The 25013-nt window shown below is 45.8% G+C and carries 15 protein-coding genes; 4 read left to right on the top strand and 11 right to left on the bottom strand.

Features of this window, described 5'->3' with window-relative positions:
* Positions 1-145: 145 nt before the first annotated feature.
* The 4 genes from NDJ01_RS15680 to NDJ01_RS15665 all read right to left on the bottom strand — a co-directional run bounded on the left by NDJ01_RS15680 (position 146) and on the right by NDJ01_RS15665 (position 1990).
* The gene (locus tag NDJ01_RS15680) at positions 146-505 is read right to left on the bottom strand and encodes a glutaredoxin (protein WP_005375631.1); all 360 of its coding nucleotides are present in this window, start codon (positions 503-505) and stop codon (positions 146-148) included.
* A gap of 111 nt (positions 506-616) precedes the next feature.
* Entirely contained in the window at positions 617-1159 is a 543-nt protein-coding gene (locus tag NDJ01_RS15675) for a hypothetical protein (RefSeq protein ID WP_258586950.1), read from the bottom strand.
* Positions 1146-1691 carry a YaeQ family protein gene (locus NDJ01_RS15670; protein WP_005375627.1) on the bottom strand — a complete coding sequence of 182 codons (546 nt, stop codon included), beginning with the start codon at positions 1689-1691 and terminating at the stop codon, positions 1146-1148. The genes NDJ01_RS15675 and NDJ01_RS15670 overlap by 14 nt, the downstream gene beginning before the upstream one ends.
* Before the next feature lie 89 nt (positions 1692-1780).
* Positions 1781-1990 (bottom strand): cold-shock protein, encoded by a 210-nt coding sequence (locus NDJ01_RS15665; protein ID WP_005375625.1) that lies wholly within the window; start codon positions 1988-1990, stop codon positions 1781-1783.
* 365 nt (positions 1991-2355) lie between these two features.
* On the opposite strand from NDJ01_RS15665, the gene NDJ01_RS15660 reads away from it, so the two are divergent.
* The 3 genes from NDJ01_RS15660 (at position 2356) to NDJ01_RS15650 (ending at position 5507) form a co-directional block, all read left to right on the top strand.
* Positions 2356-2643: an alternative ribosome-rescue factor A gene (locus tag NDJ01_RS15660; protein WP_258586949.1), complete on the top strand. Its 288-nt coding sequence runs from the start codon at positions 2356-2358 to the stop codon at positions 2641-2643.
* Between the two features lie 197 nt (positions 2644-2840).
* Complete coding sequence (locus NDJ01_RS15655) at positions 2841-4283, top strand: sensor domain-containing diguanylate cyclase (protein ID WP_257081688.1); 1443 nt, start codon at positions 2841-2843, stop codon at positions 4281-4283.
* A 333-nt stretch (positions 4284-4616) separates the two neighbouring features.
* Positions 4617-5507, top strand: coding sequence for an RNA polymerase sigma factor RpoD/SigA (locus tag NDJ01_RS15650; protein ID WP_053809551.1), 891 nt, complete (start codon positions 4617-4619; stop codon positions 5505-5507).
* A 26-nt stretch (positions 5508-5533) separates the two neighbouring features.
* Here the strand turns inward: NDJ01_RS15650 and NDJ01_RS15645 are convergent, their stop codons facing one another.
* The 7 genes from NDJ01_RS15645 to NDJ01_RS15615 form a co-directional block, all read right to left on the bottom strand.
* Positions 5534-5908, bottom strand: coding sequence for a hypothetical protein (locus NDJ01_RS15645; RefSeq protein ID WP_053809550.1), 375 nt, complete (start codon positions 5906-5908; stop codon positions 5534-5536).
* A 105-nt stretch (positions 5909-6013) separates the two neighbouring features.
* Complete coding sequence (locus NDJ01_RS15640; protein ID WP_053809549.1) at positions 6014-8152, bottom strand: ATP-binding cassette domain-containing protein; 2139 nt, start codon at positions 8150-8152, stop codon at positions 6014-6016.
* Positions 8149-9735, bottom strand: a complete 1587-nt coding sequence (locus NDJ01_RS15635) for an ATP-binding cassette domain-containing protein (protein WP_257081682.1) — start codon at positions 9733-9735, stop codon at positions 8149-8151. The genes NDJ01_RS15640 and NDJ01_RS15635 overlap by 4 nt, the downstream gene beginning before the upstream one ends.
* Complete coding sequence (locus NDJ01_RS15630; protein WP_258586948.1) at positions 9725-11149, bottom strand: TolC family protein; 1425 nt, start codon at positions 11147-11149, stop codon at positions 9725-9727. Before NDJ01_RS15630 ends, NDJ01_RS15635 begins: the two co-directional genes overlap by 11 nt.
* Entirely contained in the window at positions 11124-13355 is a 2232-nt protein-coding gene (locus NDJ01_RS15625; RefSeq protein WP_258586947.1) for a response regulator, read from the bottom strand. Before NDJ01_RS15625 ends, NDJ01_RS15630 begins: the two co-directional genes overlap by 26 nt.
* A gap of 3 nt (positions 13356-13358) precedes the next feature.
* Positions 13359-14708, bottom strand: a complete 1350-nt coding sequence (locus tag NDJ01_RS15620; RefSeq protein ID WP_258586946.1) for an HlyD family type I secretion periplasmic adaptor subunit — start codon at positions 14706-14708, stop codon at positions 13359-13361.
* A gap of 9 nt (positions 14709-14717) precedes the next feature.
* Positions 14718-15086, bottom strand: coding sequence for a hypothetical protein (locus NDJ01_RS15615; protein ID WP_031777210.1), 369 nt, complete (start codon positions 15084-15086; stop codon positions 14718-14720).
* Positions 15087-15267: 181 nt separating this feature from the next.
* Between NDJ01_RS15615 and NDJ01_RS15610 the strand changes: the two genes are divergently transcribed.
* A partial coding sequence (locus NDJ01_RS15610) for a tandem-95 repeat protein (RefSeq protein WP_258586945.1) occupies positions 15268-25013 on the top strand: 9746 nt, incomplete at its 3' end.

Raw genomic sequence — 25013 nt, 5'->3', positions numbered from 1 at the left:
GTTATTTGCTTAGTGGAGTTTAAGTTCGGAGTTGAGCAAGAAGACTGAATAAGGAAAGCTCGCACGGCAACATTTAGCTAGAAAAAATAGAAAAGAGGCACCGTTAGGTGCCTCTTTTACATCCGCCAATGTTCATAGGGGGAACTTAGGCAAATTCTTTTTCAACGTAAGCGACGATGTCAGATGACTCGTATAACCACTGTGTTTCGCCATCTTTTTCGATACGAAGGCAAGGGACTTTAACTCGCCCACCACCTTGCTCTAGTTCAGCTCGATGAGTAGGATTATTTTTTGCATCACGTAGCTCAATGTTCACCGATTGACGCTTCATTGCACGGCGGACCTTTACGCAAAAAGGGCAGGCTTCAAATTGGTAAAGTGCGTATTGTTTCGCTTTTTCATCAATACGTTGCTGTTCTTCTGCGGTGCGCTTAATACCACGAGGTGAGAACACCGCGTTCAGCAATAAGATAACCTTGCCTAAAATCCAACGGATAAACTTCATAATGATCCCTTGACGTTCATTGGGTAACTGTCCTTTAAGAATGCAATCATGATGCTTGTTGCACTGAGCGTGAAGTCTATCAGTTGTTTGAAATGGATAAAACCATGTATTTTATACGGAAAATAGACGTTTAAACCAACCCCAAAAGCCACTTGCTGAAGCCGGACGGGCTTCTTTACCTTGATAAAAACTTTGCATGAGTTCGGTTCTGAATGCATCAACGTCCATGCGTTTTATGACAAGCTCATGCTGCAATGTATTTTGAGTCTGCTCGGCATGATCGTGCGCCAAGCTGAAATCCATATTTAAATAGCCTTGCGTGTATAACCAAAGGTGGGTGACTAAGATTAGGTCTTCAGCAGATTGGTTAGTAAACTTATCCGCGAGCTCATTACCCAAGGAGTCAGTCAGAACTTGCTGCATACGCTGGGTAGAGTGAGCATGTTGCTCATAGTTAGCGCTGGCTTCAATATGTGATTTGGTCAAAAGGCCAAGCAGGTGAAGAGTAGGTGCTGTTGTGGGTTTGTTCTCACAAACTTTTGTAAATAGTTGTGACTGTTCTTTTAACCAACGCCGCTTTGCTGCTTTATGTTCTTTAACAAAGGGGATTCCTTCAAATCCCATCTCTTGACTCAGTTCACTAAGAGACGTCATGGTTTTTTAGTTCCTTCACCGTTACTTCGATATGTTGATCATTGATATCAACAAAAATTGAGCTGCCAGTAATCATAACAGAAAGGCTAGTACCTCGGTCAAGATGCTGACAAATCAAGTCGATAGCGTCATAGTCAAAGCTCTCTACGTTGACGGGAAGCATTGAGAACTTTCCTGACATTTTGTCCCACCAGACAGCCGCTTTGGTGTTATAAGTGTAAACTTTTACATGCTTTGCGAGGCGAGAAGCTTTCTTAATTCTGTCTGGTTCTGGTTCGCCAATTTCAATCCAGTGAGTAATGCTTTGATCATCGCCAACATGCCATAAATCAGGCTCTTCAATCGTAGAGAGTCCTTTTGTAAACTCCAGATTGCTTTGAGCATTTAAACAGTAAGCTAGAATGCGAGCCAACATTCGTTGCGGCTTTTCAGAAGGATGAAGGGCGATAGTTAGATTTTTAGAATCGTAATAGTCATTATTCATATCGGAAATGGCGATACGAAATTTGTAAATGGTTGGTTTAAGAGCCATAGATTTATATCGTTTTGTTGGCAAAATAAGTTTTAGGCAAAAAAATAGCCAGCTTTAAAAGCTGGCTATCGTATCAAATTCTTTAAGAATTAAAGTACTTTGATTTGCTCTGCTTGAGGGCCTTTTTGACCTTGAGAGATAACAAATTCTACTTTCTGGCCTTCAACTAGAGTACGGAAGCCGTCACCAGTGATTGCAGAGAAGTGAGCAAATACGTCAGGACCGTTTTCTTGTTGAATGAAACCGAAGCCTTTAGTTTCGTTGAACCACTTAACTGTGCCAGTAGCTGTGTTAGACATGTCTATTTCCTAAATATCTAAATAATGTAATCTTTCGCCTCAACGGCGCTTATAGCGTGGAAAAATAAATTGCTATTGCGTACCACAGGACGACGGGTTACAAGTAATCCAACGAAATGTGAAAACAAAGAACTTTCTTTCTAGCCGTGTTTGAGTCTAGGTTAATTCCACGAAGAGTCAACATATATTAGTGCTTTATGGACAAATATTTGTATTTAGTCACTATTTAACCAGCATGTTTTTGATTAAATTTCAAATAAATGACGGTGATGTGAAGTTTTTTAGCATAAAATTCAACTAAATCTATAAATTTGACTTATTTATATAATTATTGTCCAATCTGGTTCGACCATTAAGGAGGATTTATGGCAAAGCGTAAAATCAGTCCTCAACCGAGTGGCTCACAACATGAGACCGACTTCGGCAGAGGTGAAATCAAGGACAATGCGTTAAAAGCGGTTGTCACCAGTCAATTGTTCAGAACACGAGTCGTAAAAGCGAAAAAAGGTAAAGGCAGCTTCAGTCGGAAAATGAAGCATAGAGGCAAAGAGCCCTATTCAAAGTTCTCCCCGATGTGGATTTTGAATAGGGCTTTTTTTATTGAAGCTGGTTTTTATCAAACTATTCAAATTCAATGGGTTAGTGTTAGTTAAATCACCCTTATCTCACCTTATACTGGCTAGCTTTCTTCTTAAAACTAGACGCTGAAAAGTACCAAATAAGTACTAAAACCTACTAAGTTAGATTCATATCAATAGGAGCCACTTCCTGTCCGACACCGCTCTGCTATATCTTTAGATCAGACAAAACAGCCGAGATTATGGTTTAAAAAGACTGGTGAGAAGTAGGTATGTCATCGACGAGTTATGGTACTTATGGTTGCAAGTGTACAAAAGCGTGTGCTTCTTTGTTACTACTATGGCTGTCTATTTGCCCGATGACGTATGCGCACAAGTCAGAGTCTCATTCTTTAATTGTTGCTAACTCCAAAGCTTGGAAGCCATTCTCTTACCTTAGCCCAGACGGTGAACCCAAAGGCATTTTGATCGACTTCTGGAAAGCGTATGCGGCGGACAACCAAATTGATGTTCAGTTTCTGCTTCTTGATTGGGAGGCTTCTTTACAGGCCGTAAAAGAGGGGCGTGCTGACTTTCACGCGGGATTGGTTTACTCATCGGAAAGAGCTGATTACTTGGATTTTGGCGCAGTTATCATGCCCATTCAAACTAAATTATATGTCAATCAAGACGTGCTTTCGATTGATGTCAAAAGTGTTTTAGCTGGTGAAATGACGTTGCCAATTGGTGTCGTTAAAGGAAGTTACGAGTCTGAGTTTATTAAGACGAATTATCCTAATGCGCCTATTGCAGAGTACATTAATAACGACACGATGATACGGGCCGCTGTCGATAAGAAGGTGCTGTATTTTGTCGCGGACCTTCAAGTGGCTAACTTTTATATGGCAACTATGCCGGGAGCAGGCATGTTTGTTCCTGTAATAAATTTATATAGTAAAGACCTTCGGATTGCAGCAGGGTTGCATAGTTCTGCTTCCATTTTAGATGTCTCTCGAGCGTTTGAAAAAGTTATCGATACAGATCGAGAAAGGATCCTCAATCGGTGGAGTGTGGTGAAAACGGTCTATCCTCTTTATCTCCTACCTATTGCGATTTTCGTTATGGCGGTCGCGACGCTGTATCATATCTTCGCACTCAAACGCATGGTTGCGCTGCGCACAAGACAATTGACGATTGCTAACCAGCAATTGCTGGAGATGACGTTAACGGATTCCCTAACAAAACTCTACAACCGTAGACACTTGATTGAACAATTGGCGCTCTTGAATCACTTGCAGCGAAGCTTGACGGTAATGGTATTTGATATTGATGATTTTAAATCAATTAATGACCAATACGGTCATCTTGTCGGAGATAGAGCGATAGTGGCCGTGGCTGAAACAGCAAAATCAATGACTGATGAACGTATGACATTGGCGAGAATTGGCGGAGAAGAGTTCGCACTCGTGACGGCATCGCTCTCTGAGCGAGAAGCGCGCAACTTTGCTCAAATGCTCTGCAAAGCCGTGTACGAACAACCTATTATCCTTGGTGGGCAAGCGATTCATTTGAGCATTAGCTTAGGCTGCGCATACTACCCTGAATTTACTCACATCGTGAATTTACAAGACGCTGATCAACTGATGTATCAAGGTAAGTCTGAAGGTAAAAATCGCGCGGTGTTTCAAGTCATAACAGACAGCCAGGTTCAACCTGAGCTTCGTCAAGTGAATTAGGTCTCGCTAATTCAACTTATACTTCAAATCATCCTCAAGCCTCAAAGTTTTAGTCAGAGTAACGTGGTAAGCGTTAACGATCACGTTGCGTTGTTTTCTTTGAGGCCAATTTGCGTACAAATACTTGCACTTTCATATATATAACCCCCCACCTGCTCACGTTTTTATCATAGAAGCAGTAATTGTTTTAAAGTGATAAGTGATTTCTTGGTAAAGATCAGAACCCCTGTCTACACTCAGTGTAAAGTAATGCATATAAAGCATGATGCATACGGTGTTGTACAAAAATAATTAAAGAAGATAAGAAATAAGTTGGCTTGAGAAGGACGGGGAATGAACAACGAATGCTTTGCTAGGTTCCGAGCTGTCACGGATGAACTGTCAATGAAAGAATCGTTGTCAGTTGGGAAAGACCCTTATGCTCACTATCTCAAAGATATTGTGGGGATTGATTTGTTGTCTCGTGAAGAGGAGTTGCATTACGCCAAACTTAATCGAGCTGGTGATGAAGAAGCGCGCGAAATGTTGATTGAGTCTAATCTTCGACTTGTTGTGAAAATCGCAAAAGGCTACCTCAAACGGCCAGGCAATAACTTTACTCTGCTCGATTTAATAGAAGAAGGTAATATTGGTTTGATAAAAGCGGTCGATAAGTTCGATCCTGAGCCAGGCTACCGTTTTTCTACTTATGCGGTATGGTGGATTCGCGAGAATATAGAAGCGGCATTAATGAACAATGGCCGCACGGTACGTTTACCTGCTCATGTGTGCAAAGAGATAAATAGCCTGGCTTTAAAAAAGCTCGATGCGTCAAAAAGTGAGAGCAAGGAGTTGTCTATTTCTGAACTCTCACGCTGCTCAGGGGTGAAAGCAGAGCGCATAGATGAACTTGTTGCTCTTAGTGGTTTTATTGATGTATCGACCACTGCGGATCTACATCGTGTTCCATTTGTTCTTGAACTGTGTGAAAGTGAGTATACGCCAGATCCACAACAAGACTGTGAAAACCAGTGCTTTACTCAAGCTATTGAAAATATTATTAAAACCTTGCCAGCTAAGTTGCAGAAAGTCTTGATCCATCGATTCGGATTATTTGACCAGAGAGTGAAAACCTTGTCGGAAATAGGCCTGTTATTAAACGTGTCTAACGAGCGTGTTCGTCAGATGCAGATAGAGGCGGTTGAACGCGTGCAGAAACGTCTCCGATTCGATGGTTGGGTTTAAGATTTTTAGCCTCTTATCCTAGCCGATTAATTTACTGGCTTGCTACTCTGTTCTTCCGTAAGTAACAGCAGCTCAAGCTGTGCTTTAGCTGCTGCTTCCAATCTCCATACACTCAATAATCGGTTAAGCGCTGCGCGATAAGCACGACTTTTGAGTAAAAAAGCGAGCGTACTAGTGTAGTTGTTTACGACTCGCGCTTGTGTCTCGACCAATGCGGTTTTGTTTTCGATGTCGATGTGTTGAAGGTTAAAGTCAGGAAGAAACGCACACTCATACCATACCTCTACAATTTCACGAATTTCGAGTTCTTCTTCAGGCACGTCGAAGTCTTGTAAATGGTAGTTTTCTGGTATTGTTGATAAATAAACCACATCCAATTTGTCTGCAACAAATGTATACATCGGATTCCTTAGTGTACGCGCTTACAGAGTAAATAGTCTCATCGTTTACATTTTTGTCAATGACCGTGCTCAATTATGAATGATGAACCACACCACATTCCGAACTTAACTTAGACTTTTTAAGTACTTATCGGTTAACCCGAAATACTTCAAGTTGCCATCTGGCTCCAAGACTAAGCTCATATTGGATGTAGAGATCATACCCGGATCATTCGTTGAGAAAATAACGGTCTTATTGAGTAGTTTGTCGCTGAATAACCGCTTGAAGTAGTGGGAGTTTTCTTGCTCTGCACCATTAAATGGCTCGTCAATGATAATCAAAGATTGTTCGCAGTTGCCTAGCCCTAATGCGAGCCGCAGTCTTTGTTGAATACCATTTGGTAAACTTTTACAGATATCAACGCTCAATTGAGTGTCCAGGCCTTGTGGCAACCATGTATCGAGCTCAAAGAAACTCACCATTTCACGCATTTTTTCTGTTGGGATTAACCCATTATGCAAGATGAAGTTAGTCTCCAAGGAGCCTTCAAAAATATGCAGGTTAAACGGGATGTAGTTAATCGAGGTTCGGTAGCGATAGCTGTTGAACTGTTTGATGTTATAACCGTCCACCGACACTGAGCCTTGATAGCGTTCCTCTAGCCCAGCGATAATAGAAATGAGCGTCGTTTTACCGCAACCTGTTGGTCCACAAATCACGACTTTTGCGCCCGGTGGAATTTTAAAACCAAGATTAGTTAAACCTGTCGCTGCACCACTATAACGATGGCTCACACCAGAGCCGACGATACTACCTTGAAAGAGGCGAATAGGGGGGCTTTTCTCTAACGTTAGCTTATCGTCATTCATCGCCATAAGGTTGTTGATTTGCGCAGAAGACGCCTTAATGGATTGGAACTTAGAAATAGAGTTGTAGATGCCCATAATAGGCCCCAACGCCTTCCAGACTAAAATTACGGTAGCAAGCATTGCACCTGCATCGGAGGTGCCGTCCATCACGCCGATAACGGCCGCGACGATACTTGCGGTACCAATAACCTGAATCAAACTCCCGCCTGCTGCCTGAACCCTGCTATTAGTCACTGAAACATGTTCTGCATCGTTGGTGCTTTGTAAATGCGATGCGCTAAAGCGGGACTGGATAACACGCAACAATGGCAAGCCTTGGATGGTTTTTATACCACGAAGAATCTCATTCCATTGGTAAGAAACCATGGCGTTGGCGCGAGAGCTCTTGGACGTGGCTTGCGAGTAGATGTAACGAGAATAAACACAGAACACCAACATTAGAATCAACCCAGCCATAACGACTAGCGCCGCGGTACCAGACATAAGAGCAATGGCAATAATGAATACGATAACAAACGGCATGTCGAAGTAGCTTAATGTTGACTCTGCGGTTACCAAGCGGCGGAAAGTGTCGATGTCTTTCAAACGCGCTAACTGAGAAGAGACACCTGCGGTGGATGTCATCGAATAAGGAAGCCACAACAGTTTGGATATTACGTTTTGAGAAATATGCACCGCCAAATCCTTCCCTGATGTGGCGATGATGTTGACCCGCATTTTCTTGAAAAAGTATTCCGAAAACCCAACAATAACAGCAAATAAAGTGAGCCAATAAAGTGTGGCTTGCGAGCTAGACGTCAAGGCGAAGTTGTACACACTCATAATAAAAAAGGGCTGGAGTGCGCCGAGAATACTGACCACGAAGCTGAGGATAATCAGGCTCTTGAGTTCATTGTTGTAGCGATAAAACGCGTATTTAATCCAGTTACTGCGGTCTTGAGATTCTGGTGGTGGCTCTCGGAACAAGCGGGAGTATTCGCTGATCGAGACCAACAAACATGGCTTCTTGCAGAGCGGGTATTCAATGGTGTTGTTATTGGTGTAATCAAACAGGATCAGTTTGCCGTCTTTAGTGCCCAAGAAAATCGCAGTGAGGTTTTCTATCTCAATAAAACAAGGATGAGGGTGCCCCTCGATGTGCTCCAGTGTTTTTAGTTTGGTGACGTCGCAACGGTAACCAAGGCGTTCAATCGTGGCAATAAAACTGTCGCTGTCTTTTGGTTTAGGGATAAAAGCGTCGCTGAGGATAGAAGGTGTGCCTTCCCATTCAAGCGCTATGAGGGTGTAAGCTAAACCACGAATCAAAGGTGACTGATTGTATCGCTCGTCATAACTGCGAGCCTCAAAGTCTAACAAGCGCTGAGGGACATTATTGAAATCAACCAAAATACTCATTGGTCACCTCCGGTAAGTTTGACGCGTTTGAGGCGATGGTTGAGTTTGTCCATCTTATTACTGACGATGATGAGGATTTTGTCGTTGGCGCGATAGGCGGTACTGGTCAAAACCAATCGAGCAAAGTCGTCATCATAAACACAGTCGATGTCGTCGAAGATCAACACACTTTTGTTCGCAAGTAAGGCTCGCACCAACAACAAGGCATAAGCGACTTGGCGAGAGAATGGGTTGCGTAAATGTCCTTTTAGCTCGGTGTAAAAACCAGCGGGAAGGGAATCGATTTGTGCTTTGATGTTCATGGTTTCGCAAAGCGCAAATGCGGTGTTGTTTAAGCTCGGGCGGAAACAAGTCAAGTTGTCGATGATGGTGCCTTCGACGAACGAGCTGGTTTTGTCGACCATGAGCACGCTATTTCGCCAGACGTTGTAGTTGACATCATCGAGCGGTGTCTCGTTGATTTGAATATCGAGCTTGCTGTCGGTGTTTTGCCGCGTAATGCAATTGGCGAGATGGGTTTTGCCTGCGCCGCTTTTCCCCGTCAGCAAGTAAGCCTGACCGTGTTCAAACTCGATGCGTTGCTTTTCCGAATACTTCACCGAGATGCGCTCGACTTCTGTCGTGTCATTTTGTTGTTCTACAGATGCAGCAAGCTCAAGCAGCTCGGCGATACGTTGAATATGAAGCTTGTTCAACTCCCAGCGGCTCACTGTGCGCATCACTTGCTGGTATGGCGCGAAGTAGCGGTTGGTAAGCATGATGATGGCTGCCATGATGCCTTGGCTCGATTGCATGTTGATAACTGCCGTTGCCAAAACCACCACCACACAAGCAATGGAGAGCTGTTGTATGAGCGAAAGGATAAGGCTGAAGTTCGATTCGATCTGCTCGTATTTGATGTTTTCGACTTCACGCTCTTCCACCATTTGTGTCATCAAGCTCTCAACGCGATATTCCATATTGCGCGCTTTGATATCGAGTGGGCTAGAGATGATCTCGATGATTTTCGAAGTAGTTAAGCCTTCGATGTCGGATTTGTTTTCTAGGCTGTTGATTTTTTGCTTGGAAAGGCTGAGTGCGAACACCGCCAAAATGATGGAGGCGAGCAAGATGGTCACCCCTGCCCAGATGTTGATCAGACCGATAATCAGAATGGTCAGTATGCTGACGGTAAGGTTGATCAATGCCCGTACAGATTCTCCGCCAAAGAAGGATTTAATCTCTGGAATGGTGGCAATACGCTCTAGGTATTCACCGGGTTCTAGGCGACGAAACTTCGATATCTCAGCCAAACAGATGGATTGAAACACCTTGTTGGTTAAGTTGGTTTCGAACTGCTTCATGATCACCGACGAAATCTTCTCTTCCTGATTCTTTAAGTGATAGTCGAGGAAGATGGTGATCAAGATAATGGCAAACAGAAGAAATAGCGTGTCTTTGGCTTGGTTAGGTAAAACACGGTCAAAGATAATCAGAATCGAAAAGGGCAGCACCAAACCAAACAGCGTTGAGATCACCGTGGAGAAAGTCAGGTAACACTTGTCAGCAAAGTTAATCTTCTGGGAAAAATGCTCAGTTTGCATTACGACCTCCTTTCTTAATCGATGGTTTGGAGAGAAGGTGTTTCGGAACTAAGTCCTGATTGCTTCTGCCTTCGATATCGCTCATCAACTGCATAATGTTTTCGATGGATTGCACCGACAGCATGCCTTTGATTTGCTCAAGATTGATCGATTCAATGATGTAGTCATAGCGCGCGCTCTCGTAATCACGTAGCGCGCTAAACAGTTTACTTTCCGCTGCCAGTAAGTCGGTAATGGTTCGCGTACCAAGTTGGTAGGCGCGTTGAATGCCTTTGTAGGAAGCGTAGTTGGCTCGGATGATGTTCTCGTAACTGCTAATAGCGCGGGAGAAGTCATTAATGTTGAGCACCGAGGTGTTAACGCTATTGCGCGTCGTGAACAACGAATCTTGGTACAGTAGCTCGGTTCGCTCGATGGCTGTCGACGATTTTTGATAACCGTAGTAATCCGAACCGCCGGAGAAAATCGGCACATTCAAGTTCAAACCGACGTTGGTGGAATTACTGTCTCCTGTTGCGGTTGGGTCGGTTCGGTCATAGTTGTTCGCATCGTCGTAACGGTAACTGGCAGAGAGCGATACGGTCGGCACAAAGTTTGAACCGCTTTCTTTCAAGCCTCTTCGGCTGCGTTCTACGGTTTTCTTCGCAACCAATAAGTCGTTATTGAGCTTCAACGCTTGTTCAAGAATTGCGCGTTGTTCGGATTCGCTGATTTCTGCTAAGGGCACGCTTTCGTAGATGTCCTGTGATGGGGTGACTGGGTATTGAACTTGAATCTCTAAACCGTTCAAAATTACGCGTCGGTCTTTCTCTAAGGTTCTTAAGCGATTGGCAATGCCTTCTTTCTGGGCAATTACCTCATACAACTCGCTCGCCGCAGTGTTGCCAAGTTCCACGTTGCGACGCATTTGGCGCTCACGTGTTTCAGACGATTTAAGCTCGACTTTTGTGGCTTTGATTTGCGCGTTGTTTTTGAGGTACTCGAAATATTGCGTCGCGATTTCAGAAATGGTGCTCTGGATTTTGTTCTCATGTTTGATTTCTTCAATGTTGAAATCAAGCTTCGTGGTGCCATATTTGAAGAGGTCGCCAAGGTTAAACACCGATTGGGATAAAGACACGCTGTAGCTGTTCGAGTTGTAGCTTGAACGCGTATTCGGTGTTCCCGTTAATATGGTCTCGTTTTCATTCCATGTGGTATCAGCGGCACCGTTTAAAGAGGGCAGAAACTTAGAACGGCTAATGTCGATGTTGTATTCGTTTTCTTCCACGCCTTTATCACTAGCGCGCAGAGATAAATTGTTTTCCAAGCCGAGCTTGACCGCCTCAAGCAAGGTAGTCGCCATTGCCGAAGGAGCATTGCTCAATGTAAGCGCTGCCAATACGCAGCTAGTTAAGTTTCTGTACCGCCACATACTTGTTGATCACCTTGATGATTTCGTCGTTTTTATAAGGTTTGCTGATCACGTAATCCATTCCAGCTTCGATACAAGCTTGGTGTTCATTACTGCTGGTCAATGCTGTCGCACCTATAATGGTGCAAGGGTGTTGTCCGCTCTCTTGTTCGTATTGTCGAATGCGTTTGGTTGCTTCAATCCCGCCCATGCCCGGCATGATGCAGTCCATAAAGATGATGTCCGAGCGCTGGTTCATGAAGTGCTGAACAGCGTCTGCGCCATCGCCAACGGTATCAGCTTCGTACTCTTGCTTGCTCAAAATACGTTTGAGTAGAATCTGTTGAACACGGTCATCTTCCACAATCAGGAATGAGCTGTTCTCCATCTGATCTTCTGAGGCTTCCGCTTCCATGATTGCCAATAGGTTAGGGATGAACTCATACGGAATCGCAGGAGAGTTCAGAATCTTGTCGACAAAGGTATGGCTCTCTTGTGCTTGCTGAGTGCTAGTAACTGAAAGCAACAACTTGGTGTTCGGGTGATTGCGCAGTTGCGACTTCACCGTTTTGCTCAGTGAGGGCAGCTTGTTTGGCTCGAACGTGTCGGTCAACATGATGGCATCGTATTCGCCAAAGGTTTTTGCAGCAGAGAAGAGCTCGTTCGGCGTACGAATTGGCGTGATCTCTAAGCCCAAGTTGACTAACATTTTGTTCATCACATCAATGCGCAGCTGAGAGTTGGCACACAGCAACAAACGTTTATTGTCGAAGCGAGTTTTCTCGGTGTGGAAGCTCTTGGCTTTTAAATCGAGCTGAATTTGAAAACGTTCCTGATTGCCCGATTGATACCAATGGCTCTCGTAATAGCCATAATCTTTCAGTACGCTTTTCGCCAAATCGTCTTTGGTTGCGGTGTGCTGTTTATGGTCGCTCCAGTGTAGTGTATTGAGCTTGGCAAACGGCACATCCAGTGTGGTTAAGAAGTTTAGATTGATGGTCAAGCGGGTGTTTTCAATGTCTGACGCTGCGCCTGACTCAATGGTGACAAACAGTTTCTTATCGGCTTTGAGTTGGATGGCATTCGATAGCTGTAGGAACAACACCCAGAATAAGCTGGTGGATTGCCCTTCAACACGGTTTGGTAGGTTATCCGAGATAAAGCAGTCTAGCTCACCTTCATTTCGCTGCACTTTGGAACTGATGTGAATCATCAATTCAGACAGCACATTAAGCAGTGAAAACTCTTTCGATTTGCTCTCAGTTCCTTGTGAAATGAGTCGGTTGTAGTTCTCTGCCAATTCAGACAGGGTATTGGCAGCCGAGGTTATATCTTGCGCCATCAACACGCCGCTCTCATCGGTCTCTTGAACAAGATATTGCACGCCGCCGTTAATGGTGTTGGTGATGCCACGAATCTCGTAACCAATCAGAGCATAGAGCTGTTTGTACAGATCGTTATTGCGTTTTTGCTCTTCGAGTTTGCTGAAAATCAGTTTTAGGTGAGAGTAGATCTGACGCTGCTTCGGATTGATGCTCACTTCATTCAGCAATTCTTCCAACCTTTGTAAATCCAGTTGTTTGAGCTCTTGATAAAGCCCATCGAATTCTTGGTCAATGTCGCGCTCATTCGAGCTGGATTTTTTCAGTTTAAGGATTGCCACCAAATTCGATAGCACAGCGATACCAACCAGTGCGACAACGACCACAAACAACCAAATGAAGAACTCGTTTTTCTCCATCATTAGGTCGCTCGCATGGTTGTTAAATATGGTCCGGTAGTTGTCGTCCATTTGTAGGTAGTTATTGGTGAGCGAGAGGTACAGTGCCAACACATCGTCGCGTGTTTTTGGGCTGTCTGAGAAGCGATTGATTGCCAGTTCAAGCTGCGTGTATTCGGTCGCACCCACCAAGCTAAACTCGGTTTTGTTGAGTGACGCGAGCGACTTAAACTGGTCAATTTCGTCTTTCAGAACCTCAAAATCAAGCTCTGTTGTACTGCAATAACGTGAGGTTAAACAGCGTTGAAGCGTTTGAATATCAAACTCGATAGTGTGGTTGAGTTGTTGAGCTTGAACCAACAGAGGCGCGTTTTGCACTTTCTCGACTGAATCCACTCTTTCCCAAGAGACATACAAATAAAAGGCGAGGGCAGCCAGCATCAAGCTGAAAGCAATGCTTAGGCGCATAACAGGAACGGAAATATTGTAAGAAGGTTTGCTACTCACCCATTACCTCTCATCGAACGCGTCTTCGATAGCCGACATAACCGGCTTCGCTGCGTATTCGATAACCCGGCGTGAGCCTGTTTTCACGTCTGCGGTAAACTCCATATAAGGGGATAGCTTGTATTGTGTGCCTCCGCGCTCTAGATAGTTTTGACTGATTTGGATCTCGGCGAGGTAGAATTCAGCGTCTTCTTCTTCATAAGAAGAACGGCTGATCGACGCAATTCGACCTTCCAAAAATCCGTATTTGGCAAAGTTGTAGGTATCCATCTTCACTTTGACCGCTTGCCCGATTTCTACAAAGCCCATGTCTTTGCGCGGGATCTTCGCCTCTCCGTGAAGGGCGTTATTGATCGGTGCAATGTCCGCGATGCTTTCCCCCGGCGGTATCACCGCAGAACGGAAGTTGAAATGCACTTTATCCACTACACCGTCAATAGGGGCGTAAACTACTAGGCGATCTACTTTATCTGAGTGTTGAGGACGTAATATACGTTTCAACTTTAAATCCTTGTTTGCTTGAATGATTTGCGCTTGATACTCGGCATTACGATTCTCCACCAAGTCTCGGTACTGCTTCTCTAGTTTGTCGAGTTGGAAGCGCTCATTCATGACCGACTCATCAAGGTTTTCAATCTCACGCACCATGTTTGACTCTTGAACCTGCATATTCAGAACATCGACGTAAGACGCCATTTCCTCTTTGTACAAGGTGTTCTTAATATTGAGCTGCTTGCGTATCAAGGAGAGCTGGTTCTCGGAGCTTTTACGGCGCTTGAGCATTGAATCAATAAGCGAATTCTTATGTTGGATATCGTGAGTGATCAACTCTTCATTGGAACGGTTTTTAGAAAATTCTTGCTGCCAGGTATTCATGTTGACTTGCACTAATTCTGGGTACTTTTCGATGTAGGCAGAAAAATCGGGTTCCACCATATCGCGCAGGCTTTCGTAACGAATCTTGTCTAGCTCAAGCTGAATGATCTCTGTGTTTACCGTATCAAGTTGAGTGTTTCTATCCAGAGAGCGAAGGCGTGCAATAGGCTGACCTTCATAAACCACTTCGCCTTTGCGCACTAGCATTTCTTCTAGAATACCGCCTTCAAGGTGTTGCACTTTTTCGATGTCAGATTCGAGCAATAGCTCACCGCGCACCGACACCACAATGTCGATATGAGCCTGAGATGCCACGGCGATAGCCACCATGGAAAGCAAAAAGATAACCAGCAAGGTTTTGTGTACGCTGGTCATTGCACTGGCTAGCACGATTGTATCGTCTGCTGTTATCTTCGAAGCTTCGTTGTTCGAAACGAGCGCCTTTTTGAGGTGATGTTCTATTTGCTTATTACTCATGAGCAACCTCTACGATTCACTACCTGTGCGGCTATCGATTGAATTTTCGATTTTTAACAGCTGGCTAATTTGTTTGTTTACGTTGTTAAGCTCGGTTTTAACGTCCTCAATCAATTCATTAGGAGCAGGGAAATGGTGTTTGTTTAAGTGTTCAAGCTTTGCCAATTTTGGTGGTAAGTCGTCATCACATAACAAGACGAGAATGGTCTTTAGTCTTTTTGAATAACATCTGAGTGCTTCAAAACGGTTTTGCTTATGCAGCATCTCAATATCAATCCCTGCATCACTGAAATCTTGGTAAAAATCGCCTAATAGCAATTGCAGCCCCTTATGGCTGTTGTCGACTGAGCGCAACAGATTTGTCATATTTATCATTATCCCACCGCACTAATTGCTTTAATGACAACAAGTAAGGATCTTTATACTGGGTTTTCAAATTTTTTTGTTTTTATGGAACTTGAAAGATATGAAAAAAGTTGTATAAAAAGTTGGTTTCTAAAAATGGTGTCCTTTACTGCCTCTAAATACGATCAGTTAGCTAAAAGCAACGGAGGCTGTAATGGCAGGCGACACTAATCAAGAAAAAGACAATGAAAAGCTTAACGATGCGGTAGAGCAAACAGAAACGAAGGATACGGGGACAAAAGAAGAAAAACAGCAGTCGACCGTCTCTTCGACTGTAGCGACCGGTGCTGAAAGTGCAGATGCTGTTGATGAAGCCAATCGTGCGATGGAAGAAAATCCTAGTGGCGCGGGTACGGAAGAAGAAGCAGTGAGCTCGGGTGGCGCAGTTCAAGAAGAGGATACTGAAAGTAGCAGCGACTCTGACGCAGCACAATCCAATGTTGTTGATAGTGTAGCTTCTAGCGGAGAATCAGGTGACGAGGCTCTGGGCAGCGGTGGTTCGGATTCTGGGGCGGGTGCCCAAGCGGTCGGTGGTGGTGATGCCTCTGGCTCTGAAGGTGGTTCGGACGCAGAAGGCAATGAAGCGCAAGGACAAGCGGTACAAACTTCATCTGCGCCAAGTGCTTCTTCAGACTCTGAAGGTTCTCAAGGTGGTGACGAGCTAGATTCAGAAACCACTGAAGAGAGCTTCGCGGTGGATGTACAAGACACCAGTGAAGAAACCACGACGCAAGTAGAAGACGATTTCGACTCCGAAACTACGAGCGAAACGTTCCAAATTAAAGTCGAAGGTGAAAATGACGCGCCAGAAGTAGGGCAAGATCTGGCATACATCATGGATGAAGATGGCACTATTACCTTCACTCAAGAACAACTTCTTGGGTACGCGAGTGATGTTGATGGCGATGATCTTGCCGCATTCAACGTGCAAGTGGGGGCTAGGGCTAATGCATCGGTTGTGGATAATGGTGATGGCACTTATACCGTCACACCTGAAGCTGATTTTAATGGTGAACTCGACTTAACGTTTGATATCAGTGATGGTCAAGAAACCATTTCTAGCTCGATTGATTTAACTGTTCGTCCAATCAATGACGCACCAGTGCCAGAAGATAAAGCCTTTGAGGTGGAAGAAGACGGCACGCTGATCTTCACTGATGCTGACCTGCTTGCTGGCGCAACGGATATTGAAGGCGATAACCTAACGGTTGAGGGCGTAAGCTACGACGGTGGCGACGGCATCCTGACCGACAACGGCAATGGGACTTACACTTTTGCGCCAAATGAAAACTTCAATGGTGATGTAAACTTCAGCTTTGATGTGTCCGACGGCACAGATACGGTTTCTGCCAACATTGATGTCAGTGTTACGCCAGTCGATGATGCGCCAGTATCTGGCAATCTTGCTTACTCGGTGGACGAAGATGGCTCGATTCGTTTGAGCCAAGAACAGTTGTTGTCGCAAGCTTCCGATGTGGACGGCGATGCACTGACGGCGTCTAACCTTTCGGTAGATGGCAATGCGACGGTGACTCAAAACGACGATGGTAGCTTCACCATCACGCCAGACGCAGATTTCAATGGTGATATCGACATCAGCTTCGACATCTCAGATGGCACGAATACCGTTCAAGCAACCGCTGACCTAACGGTTAATCCAATCAACGATCTGCCGGTTCCTCAAGACCAACAATTCAGTGTGGAAGAAGACGGCACGCTGATCTTCACTGATGCTGACCTGCTTGCTGGCGCAACGGATATTGAAGGCGATAACCTAACGGTTGAGGGCGTAAGCTACGACGGTGGCGACGGCATCCTGACCGACAACGGCAATGGGACTTACACTTTTGCGCCAAATGAAAACTTCAATGGTGATGTAAACTTCAGCTTTGATGTATCTGATGGCACAGATACGGTTTCAGCGAATGTAGATGTGAGCGTCACGCCGGTGAATGATCCTCCGGTGGCTGGTTCAACGTCTTACACGGTTCACGAAGACAACTCTATTACCATTTCTGACGCGCAACTGTTGGCAAATTCTTCGGATTTAGAAGGGGATGTCTCGATTGATAGCGTGAGCTACTCTGGCAGCGATGGTGTGTTGCAAATCAATGGTGACGGTACGTACACCTTCTCTCCAAATGAAAACTTCAGTGGCGAGGTGAGCCTAGATGTTGTCGTTGTCGATGAAGAAGGTGCGACGGATTCCACTACCGCTGGCATTACTGTTCTTGAGGTGAACGACCCGCCAATTGCAGGCGCGACCAGCTACTCAGTTAACGAAGACGAAGTCATCATCATTAGTTCTGCGCAGCTATTGGCGAATGCTTCTGACGTTGAAGGCGAGGTGGCGATTGATAGCGTGAGCTATAGCGGCTCCGACGGTATCTTTACCGATAACGGTGACGGTACATTCAGCTTCGCACCAAACGAAAACTTCTACGGTGATGTCAGCCTTGATGTGGTCGTGACTGATGAAGACGGTGCAACGGTAGCAACCAATGCGAACATCGATGTATTGCCAATCAACGATGCGCCAGTATCGGGCAACTTGGCTTACAGTGTCGATGAAGATGGTTCTATCACTCTCAGCCAAGAGCAGCTTCTTGCTCAAGCTGGCGACGTGGATGGTGATGACCTAACTGCATCCAAACTGACTGTTGACGGCAATGCGACCGTTGTTGCGAACGATGATGGCAGCTTCACGATTACACCAGATGCGGACTTTAATGGTGACATTGATATCCAATTCAACATTACAGATGGCACAGACACTATCCAAGCAACGGCGGATCTAACGGTTAATCCAGTTAACGATCTTCCTGTTCCTCAAGACCAGCAGTTCAGCGTTGAAGAAGACGGCACGCTTCAGTTTACCGATGCAGACTTGCTTGCTGGCGCGACCGACATCGATGGCGATAACTTAACGGTTGACGGCATTAGCTACACAGGCAGCGATGGTGTGCTGACTGACCACGGTGATGGTACTTACACCTTTGCACCAAATGAAAACTTCAACGGTGATGTCAGCTTTAGCTTTGGTGTTTCTGACGGTACTGAAACCGTACCTGCCAATGTGGACGTGAGCGTCACTCCAGTGAACGATCCTCCGGTTGCGGGTTCTACGTCTTACACGGTTGATGAAGATAATGCGATTACCATTTCCGACGAGCAGCTTCTGGCTAACTCTTCGGATGTGGAAGGCGCAGTGTCCATCGATAGCGTGACCTATTCAGGCAGCGATGGCGTATTCCAAGACAACGGTGACGGTACTTACACCTTTATGCCGAATGAGAACTTCAGCGGTGATATTAGCCTTGATGTGATTGTGGCGGATGAGCAAGGTGCGATTGACGAAACGACAGCAGGCATTACGGTCATTGAAGTGAATGATCCTCCAGTTGCCGGTCCAACGTCTTACACGATTGACGAAGATTCAGTACTGACATTCAGTGAGTCACAAATTCTTGCCAACGCATCTGATATCGAGGGCGATGTAGAGCTTGTTGGCATCAGCTATGAAGGCTCGGATGGTATCTTTACCGTCAATGGCGATGGTACTTGTAGCTTTGCGCCAAACGAGAACTTCAATGGTCAAGTTCAGTTGGATGTGACCATTCAAGATGAGAATGGGGCAACCGTTGATACGCACATCAATGTCGATGTCTTACCAATCAACGATCCACCAGTATCGGGCGATTTGGCTTACACCATCAACGAAGACAGCTCAATCACGTTAAGCCAAGAGCAGTTGCTTGCCAAAGCGGGCGATATTGATAGCGAGAACCTTGAAGCCATCAATCTATCGACAGATGACAACGCGACAATTCAATACAACGATGATGGCAGTTACACCATCACACCGGATGAAAACTACAACGGCGACCTAGATCTGACCTTCGATATCATTGATAACGATGGTGGCTCGGTACAAGTTGGTCTGGATATTACGGTTAATCCTGTGAATGACTTGCCACAAGCGCAAGATCAACAGTTCACGGTAGAAGAAGACGGCACCTTGCTGTTCACGGATGCAGACCTATTGGAAGGCGCATCGGATATTGATGGCGATGATCTGTCTATCGAAAACGTTCTCTACACAGGTGCGGACGGCGTGCTTACCGATAATGGTGATGGCACTTACAGCTTTGCGCCGAATGAGAACTTCAACGGTGATGTTCAGTTCACATTCGATGTGTCTGACGGCACAGGTTCAACACCAGCATTCATTGATGTCAGCGTGACTCCAGTGAACGATCCACCGGTGGCAGGTTCTACGTCTTACACGGTTCAAGAAGACGGTCAAATCACCATTAGTGATGAGCAGCTGTTAGCCAACTCTTCTGATGTGGAAGGCGATGTAGCCTTGGCGAATGTTAGCTACTCTGGGAACGATGGTAGCTTCGTGGACAATGGCGACGGCACATATACCTTTACGCCAAATGAGAACTTTGACGGTAACATTTCGCTCGACGTTACGGTTATCGACCAAGATGGTGCAACGGATACGACAACCGCAGGCATCGATGTTATCGCGGTGAACGACGCACCAGAAACGTCAGGCATTCAAGCTGAGGTGGATGAAGATAACGCCATCACCATCACGCAAGAACAGTTGCTTGCGAATGCGACAGACATTGAAGGTGATGACCTTGTTGCCAGCAATCTACAAACCAATGACCCAGATGCGACGATCGTAGCCAACGACGATGGTTCTTTCACCATTACGCACACCGAAAACTTTAACGGTGAGTTGGACTTCACTTACAACATCAGCGATGGCGAAAATGATGTTCTGACCACGTTGGATCTGACCGTTAATCCTGTCAACGATGCGCCAGAAGCGGGCGACGAGATCTTTATTCAAGCGGAAGAAGACCAAACAGTGGGTGTTTCTCTGCGTGAAGAGCCTGCGTTACGTCTCGACCAAGCCCCTGAAAACGGCATCATTGAAGCCAATCTAAATGACGAATGGGTACAGCTAGAAGTCGGGCAGGAGGTGCCTGCAGACACGGAAGTGCGCTTCATTCCAAACGATGATGCATTGGCAAACGGTACGCATACGAGTCAAATTGGTACCTTTGATGACAATGCGAGCCTTGATGATTGGGGTACTGCTGTTGACCCTTACACACGTGAGTTTGTTGATGGTGATTTGAAAGTTACCGTTCAAAGTAATGATGACCCACTCGGTGCGTGGAATGGTAAAACACACATCGGTCACGGTATTGGCGATACTGACCGCCAAGGCTTGAGCGGTGATGAAAAACTGACTGTGAGCGTTGAAGGTCAAGACATCAACGAAATCAGCTTCCACCTAGATGGTCTAGGCGGCTGGTTTATGGAGGAGTCTCGCCACTTTACCGAAGTCGAAATTCGCGCATTCAACTCTGATGGTGACTTGATCGACTCGATGACTTACCACAAAGAAGATCGTGGTAGCTATGAGACGGATTACACCCTAACGGTGAACGAGCCGGTGTCTTACTTTGAGCTAGGTACGATTCAAGGTAACGGTACATACGTGGTTCAAAACATGACGGTTTCGCAAACTTGTCATGATGAAGCGGTGTTCACATCTATTGGCGTGGACGGCACGGAAATCACGGAAACGGTAGAACTGAATATCCGAGAAGGTGACAGTGAAATCGAACTGACTGCTGATCTGCCAAATGTGACCATCGATACCGAAGGTTCTACGCAGTTTGCCTCTGTGGTTATCACAGAAGAACAGCTTCTCGCACAAGCGAGTGATATCGATAGTGACGTTCTTGATATTCAAAATCTAGAGCTGGTGGGGGATAACGCGGAGCACGCTACGTTAACCGACAACGGCGATGGTACATGGACAGTCACACCAGATGAGAACTTCTACGGTGAGATTGAGCTTGGCTACCAAGTCACGGATGGTGAGCTAACCGACGACAACATCATCAACATCAACTTCGAAGCAGTAAACGATGCGCCAATCGTTTCTGGTCCGATTGTGTTGTCGACTGATGAGGATGTGGGCATTACGTTTAGCGCGGACGATCTGCTTGCGAATGCAAGTGATGTGGAAGGCGATGCGCTGTCTATCTCTGATATCTCTTACAGCGGTGATAACGGTGAGCTTGTCGATAATGGCGACGGCACTTACACCTTTATGCCGAATGAAAACTTCAATGGTGAAGTCGATATCGATTACAAAGTCTTCGATGGCACCGATGAAGTCGATACTCATCTAGATCTGACCGTTATTCCGGTCAACGATGTGCCAGTCCCTGGTGCACCGCTGCATACTCAAATGCTAGAAAACGGCACCATCATCATCGAAGCAAAAGACCTGTTATCAGGTGCGACCGATGTGGATGGCGACATTCTGCATATCGAGAATCTACTGCTTGTCGACCAGTCACAAGGTACGTTGACAGATAACGGCGACAACACCTTTACCTTCGAACCAACTTCGAACTTCTACGGTGAAGTGAACCTGACCTTTGACATCAGCGATGGTCAAGCAAGTGCACCAAGCACAGCGAAGATCGATGTTGAGATCGTCAACGAAGGTCCAGAGGTCAGCGGTCCTGTTGATGCGGTCGTTGATGAAGATGGCTCAATTACCATTACTCAAGAAGACTTGTTAGCGAACGCGACGGACGTGGATGGTGACAACCTTGAAGCGGTGAACCTATCGACAAAAGATCCGAATGCAACCATCGTTGAGAACGCTGATGGTAGCTTCACGATTACACCGAGCGAAAACTTCTTTGGTGAAATCGAATTTACTTATGACGTAACTGACGCGATTGAAACCGTCGCTGCGGATCTAAACCTCACCGTTAACCCAGTGAACGATCTGCCAGATGTGCCTGATTTGTCCTTCACCACAGAAGACGGCGAAGCCATCACTATTACTGAAGCAGAGCTGCTGGCTCAAGCGACGGACATCGAAGGCGATGATTTATCTGTTGTGAACGTGACGAGTTTAAGCGACACGGTTCAAGTGACAGATAATGGCGATGGCACTTACACGTTAACGCCAGAGCAGGGCTTCTTTGGTAATGTTGACCTTACGTTTGATGTGAGCGATGGCACCGATGTGGTGGCGGCAAACATCGACTTGAAAGTTGAGTTCGTCAACGATGCACCAGAAGCAGCACCAATCGTGGCAGACGTGGACGAGGATGGCTCTATCCTCGTGACACAAGAAATGCTGCTTGAAAACGCCAGCGATCAAGATGGTGATGACCTATACGCAACGGCACTAGAAACCAATGATCCGAATGCCTCTATCGTGGATAACGGTGACGGCACCTTTACCGTTACGCCTTCACAACATTTCAATGGAGACATCGAGTTTACTTATGAAGTGAGCGACGGTGAATTGAGTGTTGCCAATGAAATGACATTGACGGTGAACCCAGTCAATGACATTCCAATTGTTGCGCCTGGCATGTACCACATTGAAGAGGATGGCAGCATCCTGTTCACGCAAGAAGATCTTCTGAGCGGTGCGATTGATATTGATGGTGATGACCTCACTGTTACGAGCATTAACTACTCGGGGGATGAAGGTACTGTAACGGACAATGGTGACGGTACGTTTAGCTTCGTACCAGAAGAGCACTTCAGTGGAGACTTGCAATTCAGCTTTACGGTTTCTGACGGCACTGATGAAGTTGAGCAAGACATTAATGTTCACATCGAAGCCGTAGCAGATGCGCCAGACCTAGTCATCACTGATGGCGATGGTCGAAACGTGGATGACCAAGCGATCTTGGTTGAGCCAGGCGGTATTGTTGAAGTGAACATCGCCGCGGCATTGGTTGACCAAGACTTGTCAGAAACGCTGACTGTGACCGTTGATGGTGTTCCAGAAGGTTCGGTGATCAGTTACGACAACGAAGGGGTACTTAACGATCAAGACAACGGTATCACCAGTTTCAACGATACTGAAATCACGGTTACGTTTGAAGGTGAAACCGCTGGTTACCAAAACACAGCGGGTTACTACAAAGTCGATGAAGATGGCAACATCACTGGCGTTGAAGTGGTGTACGAGAATGCCTCTCAAGTTGGCGGAGGCGGTGACCTCGTTCCGGGACAAGATCAGTTCAGCTTCCAAATCTCGGAAGGGGAAAGCTTCAACCTATTCTTGATTCCTAACGGTCATAACTTCAATGACTTTGCATCCATGCAAGATGGTCAGTACGAGTTCCGTGCAGCAGATGGCTCTCCTGCGAACATGGATACAGTTGACCCACAACTCGTGTTTGTTGGCGCTGATGGTTCTGAAACCGTGATTCAAAGCCAATTCGGTGATGCTGTCTTCCATGGTGGTTCAAGCTCAGAGCTGAACCAAGATGGTATTGAACATACCCGAACTACTGTGAACGAAGACGGTGAACTGGTTTACGGCTTTGAAGATCTCTACGGTGGCGGCGATGCCGATTACACCGACTTCAACTTCACCATTGATGTCGGTGAAGTGAACAGCCAGATCTACAGCGGTGAAGTGACAGTCGGTCCAGATGGTTCTGTAACGCTTCCAACCACAGCAATTGAACAAGAGCTACAGATTCAATTGCCAGAAGACTTTAACCAACAGCTAGAAATCAATGTAACGGCAACGGCAACAGAGCTATCAAATAATGATTCTGAAACCGTTTCTCAAACCATCTACGTCAATGCAACAGGTGCCCACATTGAACATGCGCCTGAAGCATTGCCTGTTTCAGCGATGGTTGAAGAAGATGGTTCAATCCTAATTACGCAAGAAGATTTGCTTGCTAATGCGCGTGACTTGGATGGAGACCAACTGACAGCGCTGAATCTGGCAACGGATGATGAAAACATCACCATCACAGACAATGGTGACGGTACTTACACCTTAACGCCAGATGCGGACTTTAATGGTGATATCACCTTTACGTTCGATGTGTCTGACGGCGATGATGTTGTCTCTACCAACCTTGAGTTATTGGTGTCACCAGTTAACGATGCGCCTGAACCACAAGATCAAGCGTTCACCGTGGGTGAGGACGGTCTTCTTACCTTCACCGATGCTGACTTGTTAACAGGCGCGACGGATGTAGAAGGTGACAACCTAACAGTTGAAGGCGTGACTTACACAGGTGCAGACGGTGTCCTAACCGACAATGGTGATGGCACGTACAGCTTCGCACCGAACGAGAACTTCAATGGCGATGTGAACTTCACGTTTGATGTATCAGACGGTACGGATACAACCTCTGCCAGCATTGATGTGAGTGTGACGCCAGAGAACGATCCGCCAGTTGCGGGCAGCACGGCTTACACCGTTCATGAAGACAATTCGATTACCATCAGTGACGAACAGCTATTAGCGAACTCATCGGATATTGAAGGCGATGTGTTGATTGATAGCGTGAGCTACAGCGGTAACGATGGTGTGCTGGAAATCAATGGTGATGGTACTTACACCTTCTCACCAAACGAGAACTTCAGCGGCGAGGTGAGCCTAGATGTTGTCGTTGTCGATGAAGAAGGTGCAACGGACTCTACCACTGCTGGTATTACTGTGATTGAGGTAAATGACCCACCAATCGCAGGTCCTACCGCATACACTATCGATGAAGACCAAGTTCTAACCTTCAGTGAATCTCAAGTGCTACTGAATGCTTCGGATGTTGAAGGAGATGTTGAGCTAGTAGGCATCAGCTACGACGGTCCAGATGGCATCTTCTCAGTAAACGGGGATGGTACTTGTAGCTTTGCACCGAATGAAAACTTCAATGGCCAAGTGCAGTTGGATGTGACCATTCGCGATGAAGATGGTGCAGAGGTCGATACTTACATCACAGTCGATGTCTTACCAATCAATGATGCACCAGTATCGGGTAACTTGGCGTACAGCGTCGACGAAGACAACTCAATCAC

It is taken from the genome of Vibrio sp. HS-50-1, assembly GCF_024747315.1.
GTDB lineage: Bacteria > Pseudomonadota > Gammaproteobacteria > Enterobacterales > Vibrionaceae > Vibrio > Vibrio diabolicus.
Note: the sequence above shows the minus strand (reverse complement) of the source record. Positions and strands in the feature narration are given on the sequence as shown.

Coding starts and splice junctions, on each gene's coding strand:
- NDJ01_RS15640 (WP_053809549.1), bottom strand. CDS start 8,152: ATGAGTATTTTGGTTGATTTCAATAATGTCCCTCAGCGCTTGTTAGAC.
- NDJ01_RS15680 (WP_005375631.1), bottom strand. CDS start 505: ATGAAGTTTATCCGTTGGATTTTAGGCAAGGTTATCTTATTGCTGAAC.
- NDJ01_RS15670 (WP_005375627.1), bottom strand. CDS start 1,691: ATGGCTCTTAAACCAACCATTTACAAATTTCGTATCGCCATTTCCGAT.
- NDJ01_RS15650 (WP_053809551.1), top strand. CDS start 4,617: ATGAACAACGAATGCTTTGCTAGGTTCCGAGCTGTCACGGATGAACTG.
- NDJ01_RS15675 (WP_258586950.1), bottom strand. CDS start 1,159: ATGACGTCTCTTAGTGAACTGAGTCAAGAGATGGGATTTGAAGGAATC.
- NDJ01_RS15630 (WP_258586948.1), bottom strand. CDS start 11,149: ATGTGGCGGTACAGAAACTTAACTAGCTGCGTATTGGCAGCGCTTACA.
- NDJ01_RS15620 (WP_258586946.1), bottom strand. CDS start 14,708: ATGAGTAATAAGCAAATAGAACATCACCTCAAAAAGGCGCTCGTTTCG.
- NDJ01_RS15665 (WP_005375625.1), bottom strand. CDS start 1,990: ATGTCTAACACAGCTACTGGCACAGTTAAGTGGTTCAACGAAACTAAA.
- NDJ01_RS15645 (WP_053809550.1), bottom strand. CDS start 5,908: ATGTATACATTTGTTGCAGACAAATTGGATGTGGTTTATTTATCAACA.
- NDJ01_RS15660 (WP_258586949.1), top strand. CDS start 2,356: ATGGCAAAGCGTAAAATCAGTCCTCAACCGAGTGGCTCACAACATGAG.
- NDJ01_RS15655 (WP_257081688.1), top strand. CDS start 2,841: ATGTCATCGACGAGTTATGGTACTTATGGTTGCAAGTGTACAAAAGCG.
- NDJ01_RS15635 (WP_257081682.1), bottom strand. CDS start 9,735: ATGCAAACTGAGCATTTTTCCCAGAAGATTAACTTTGCTGACAAGTGT.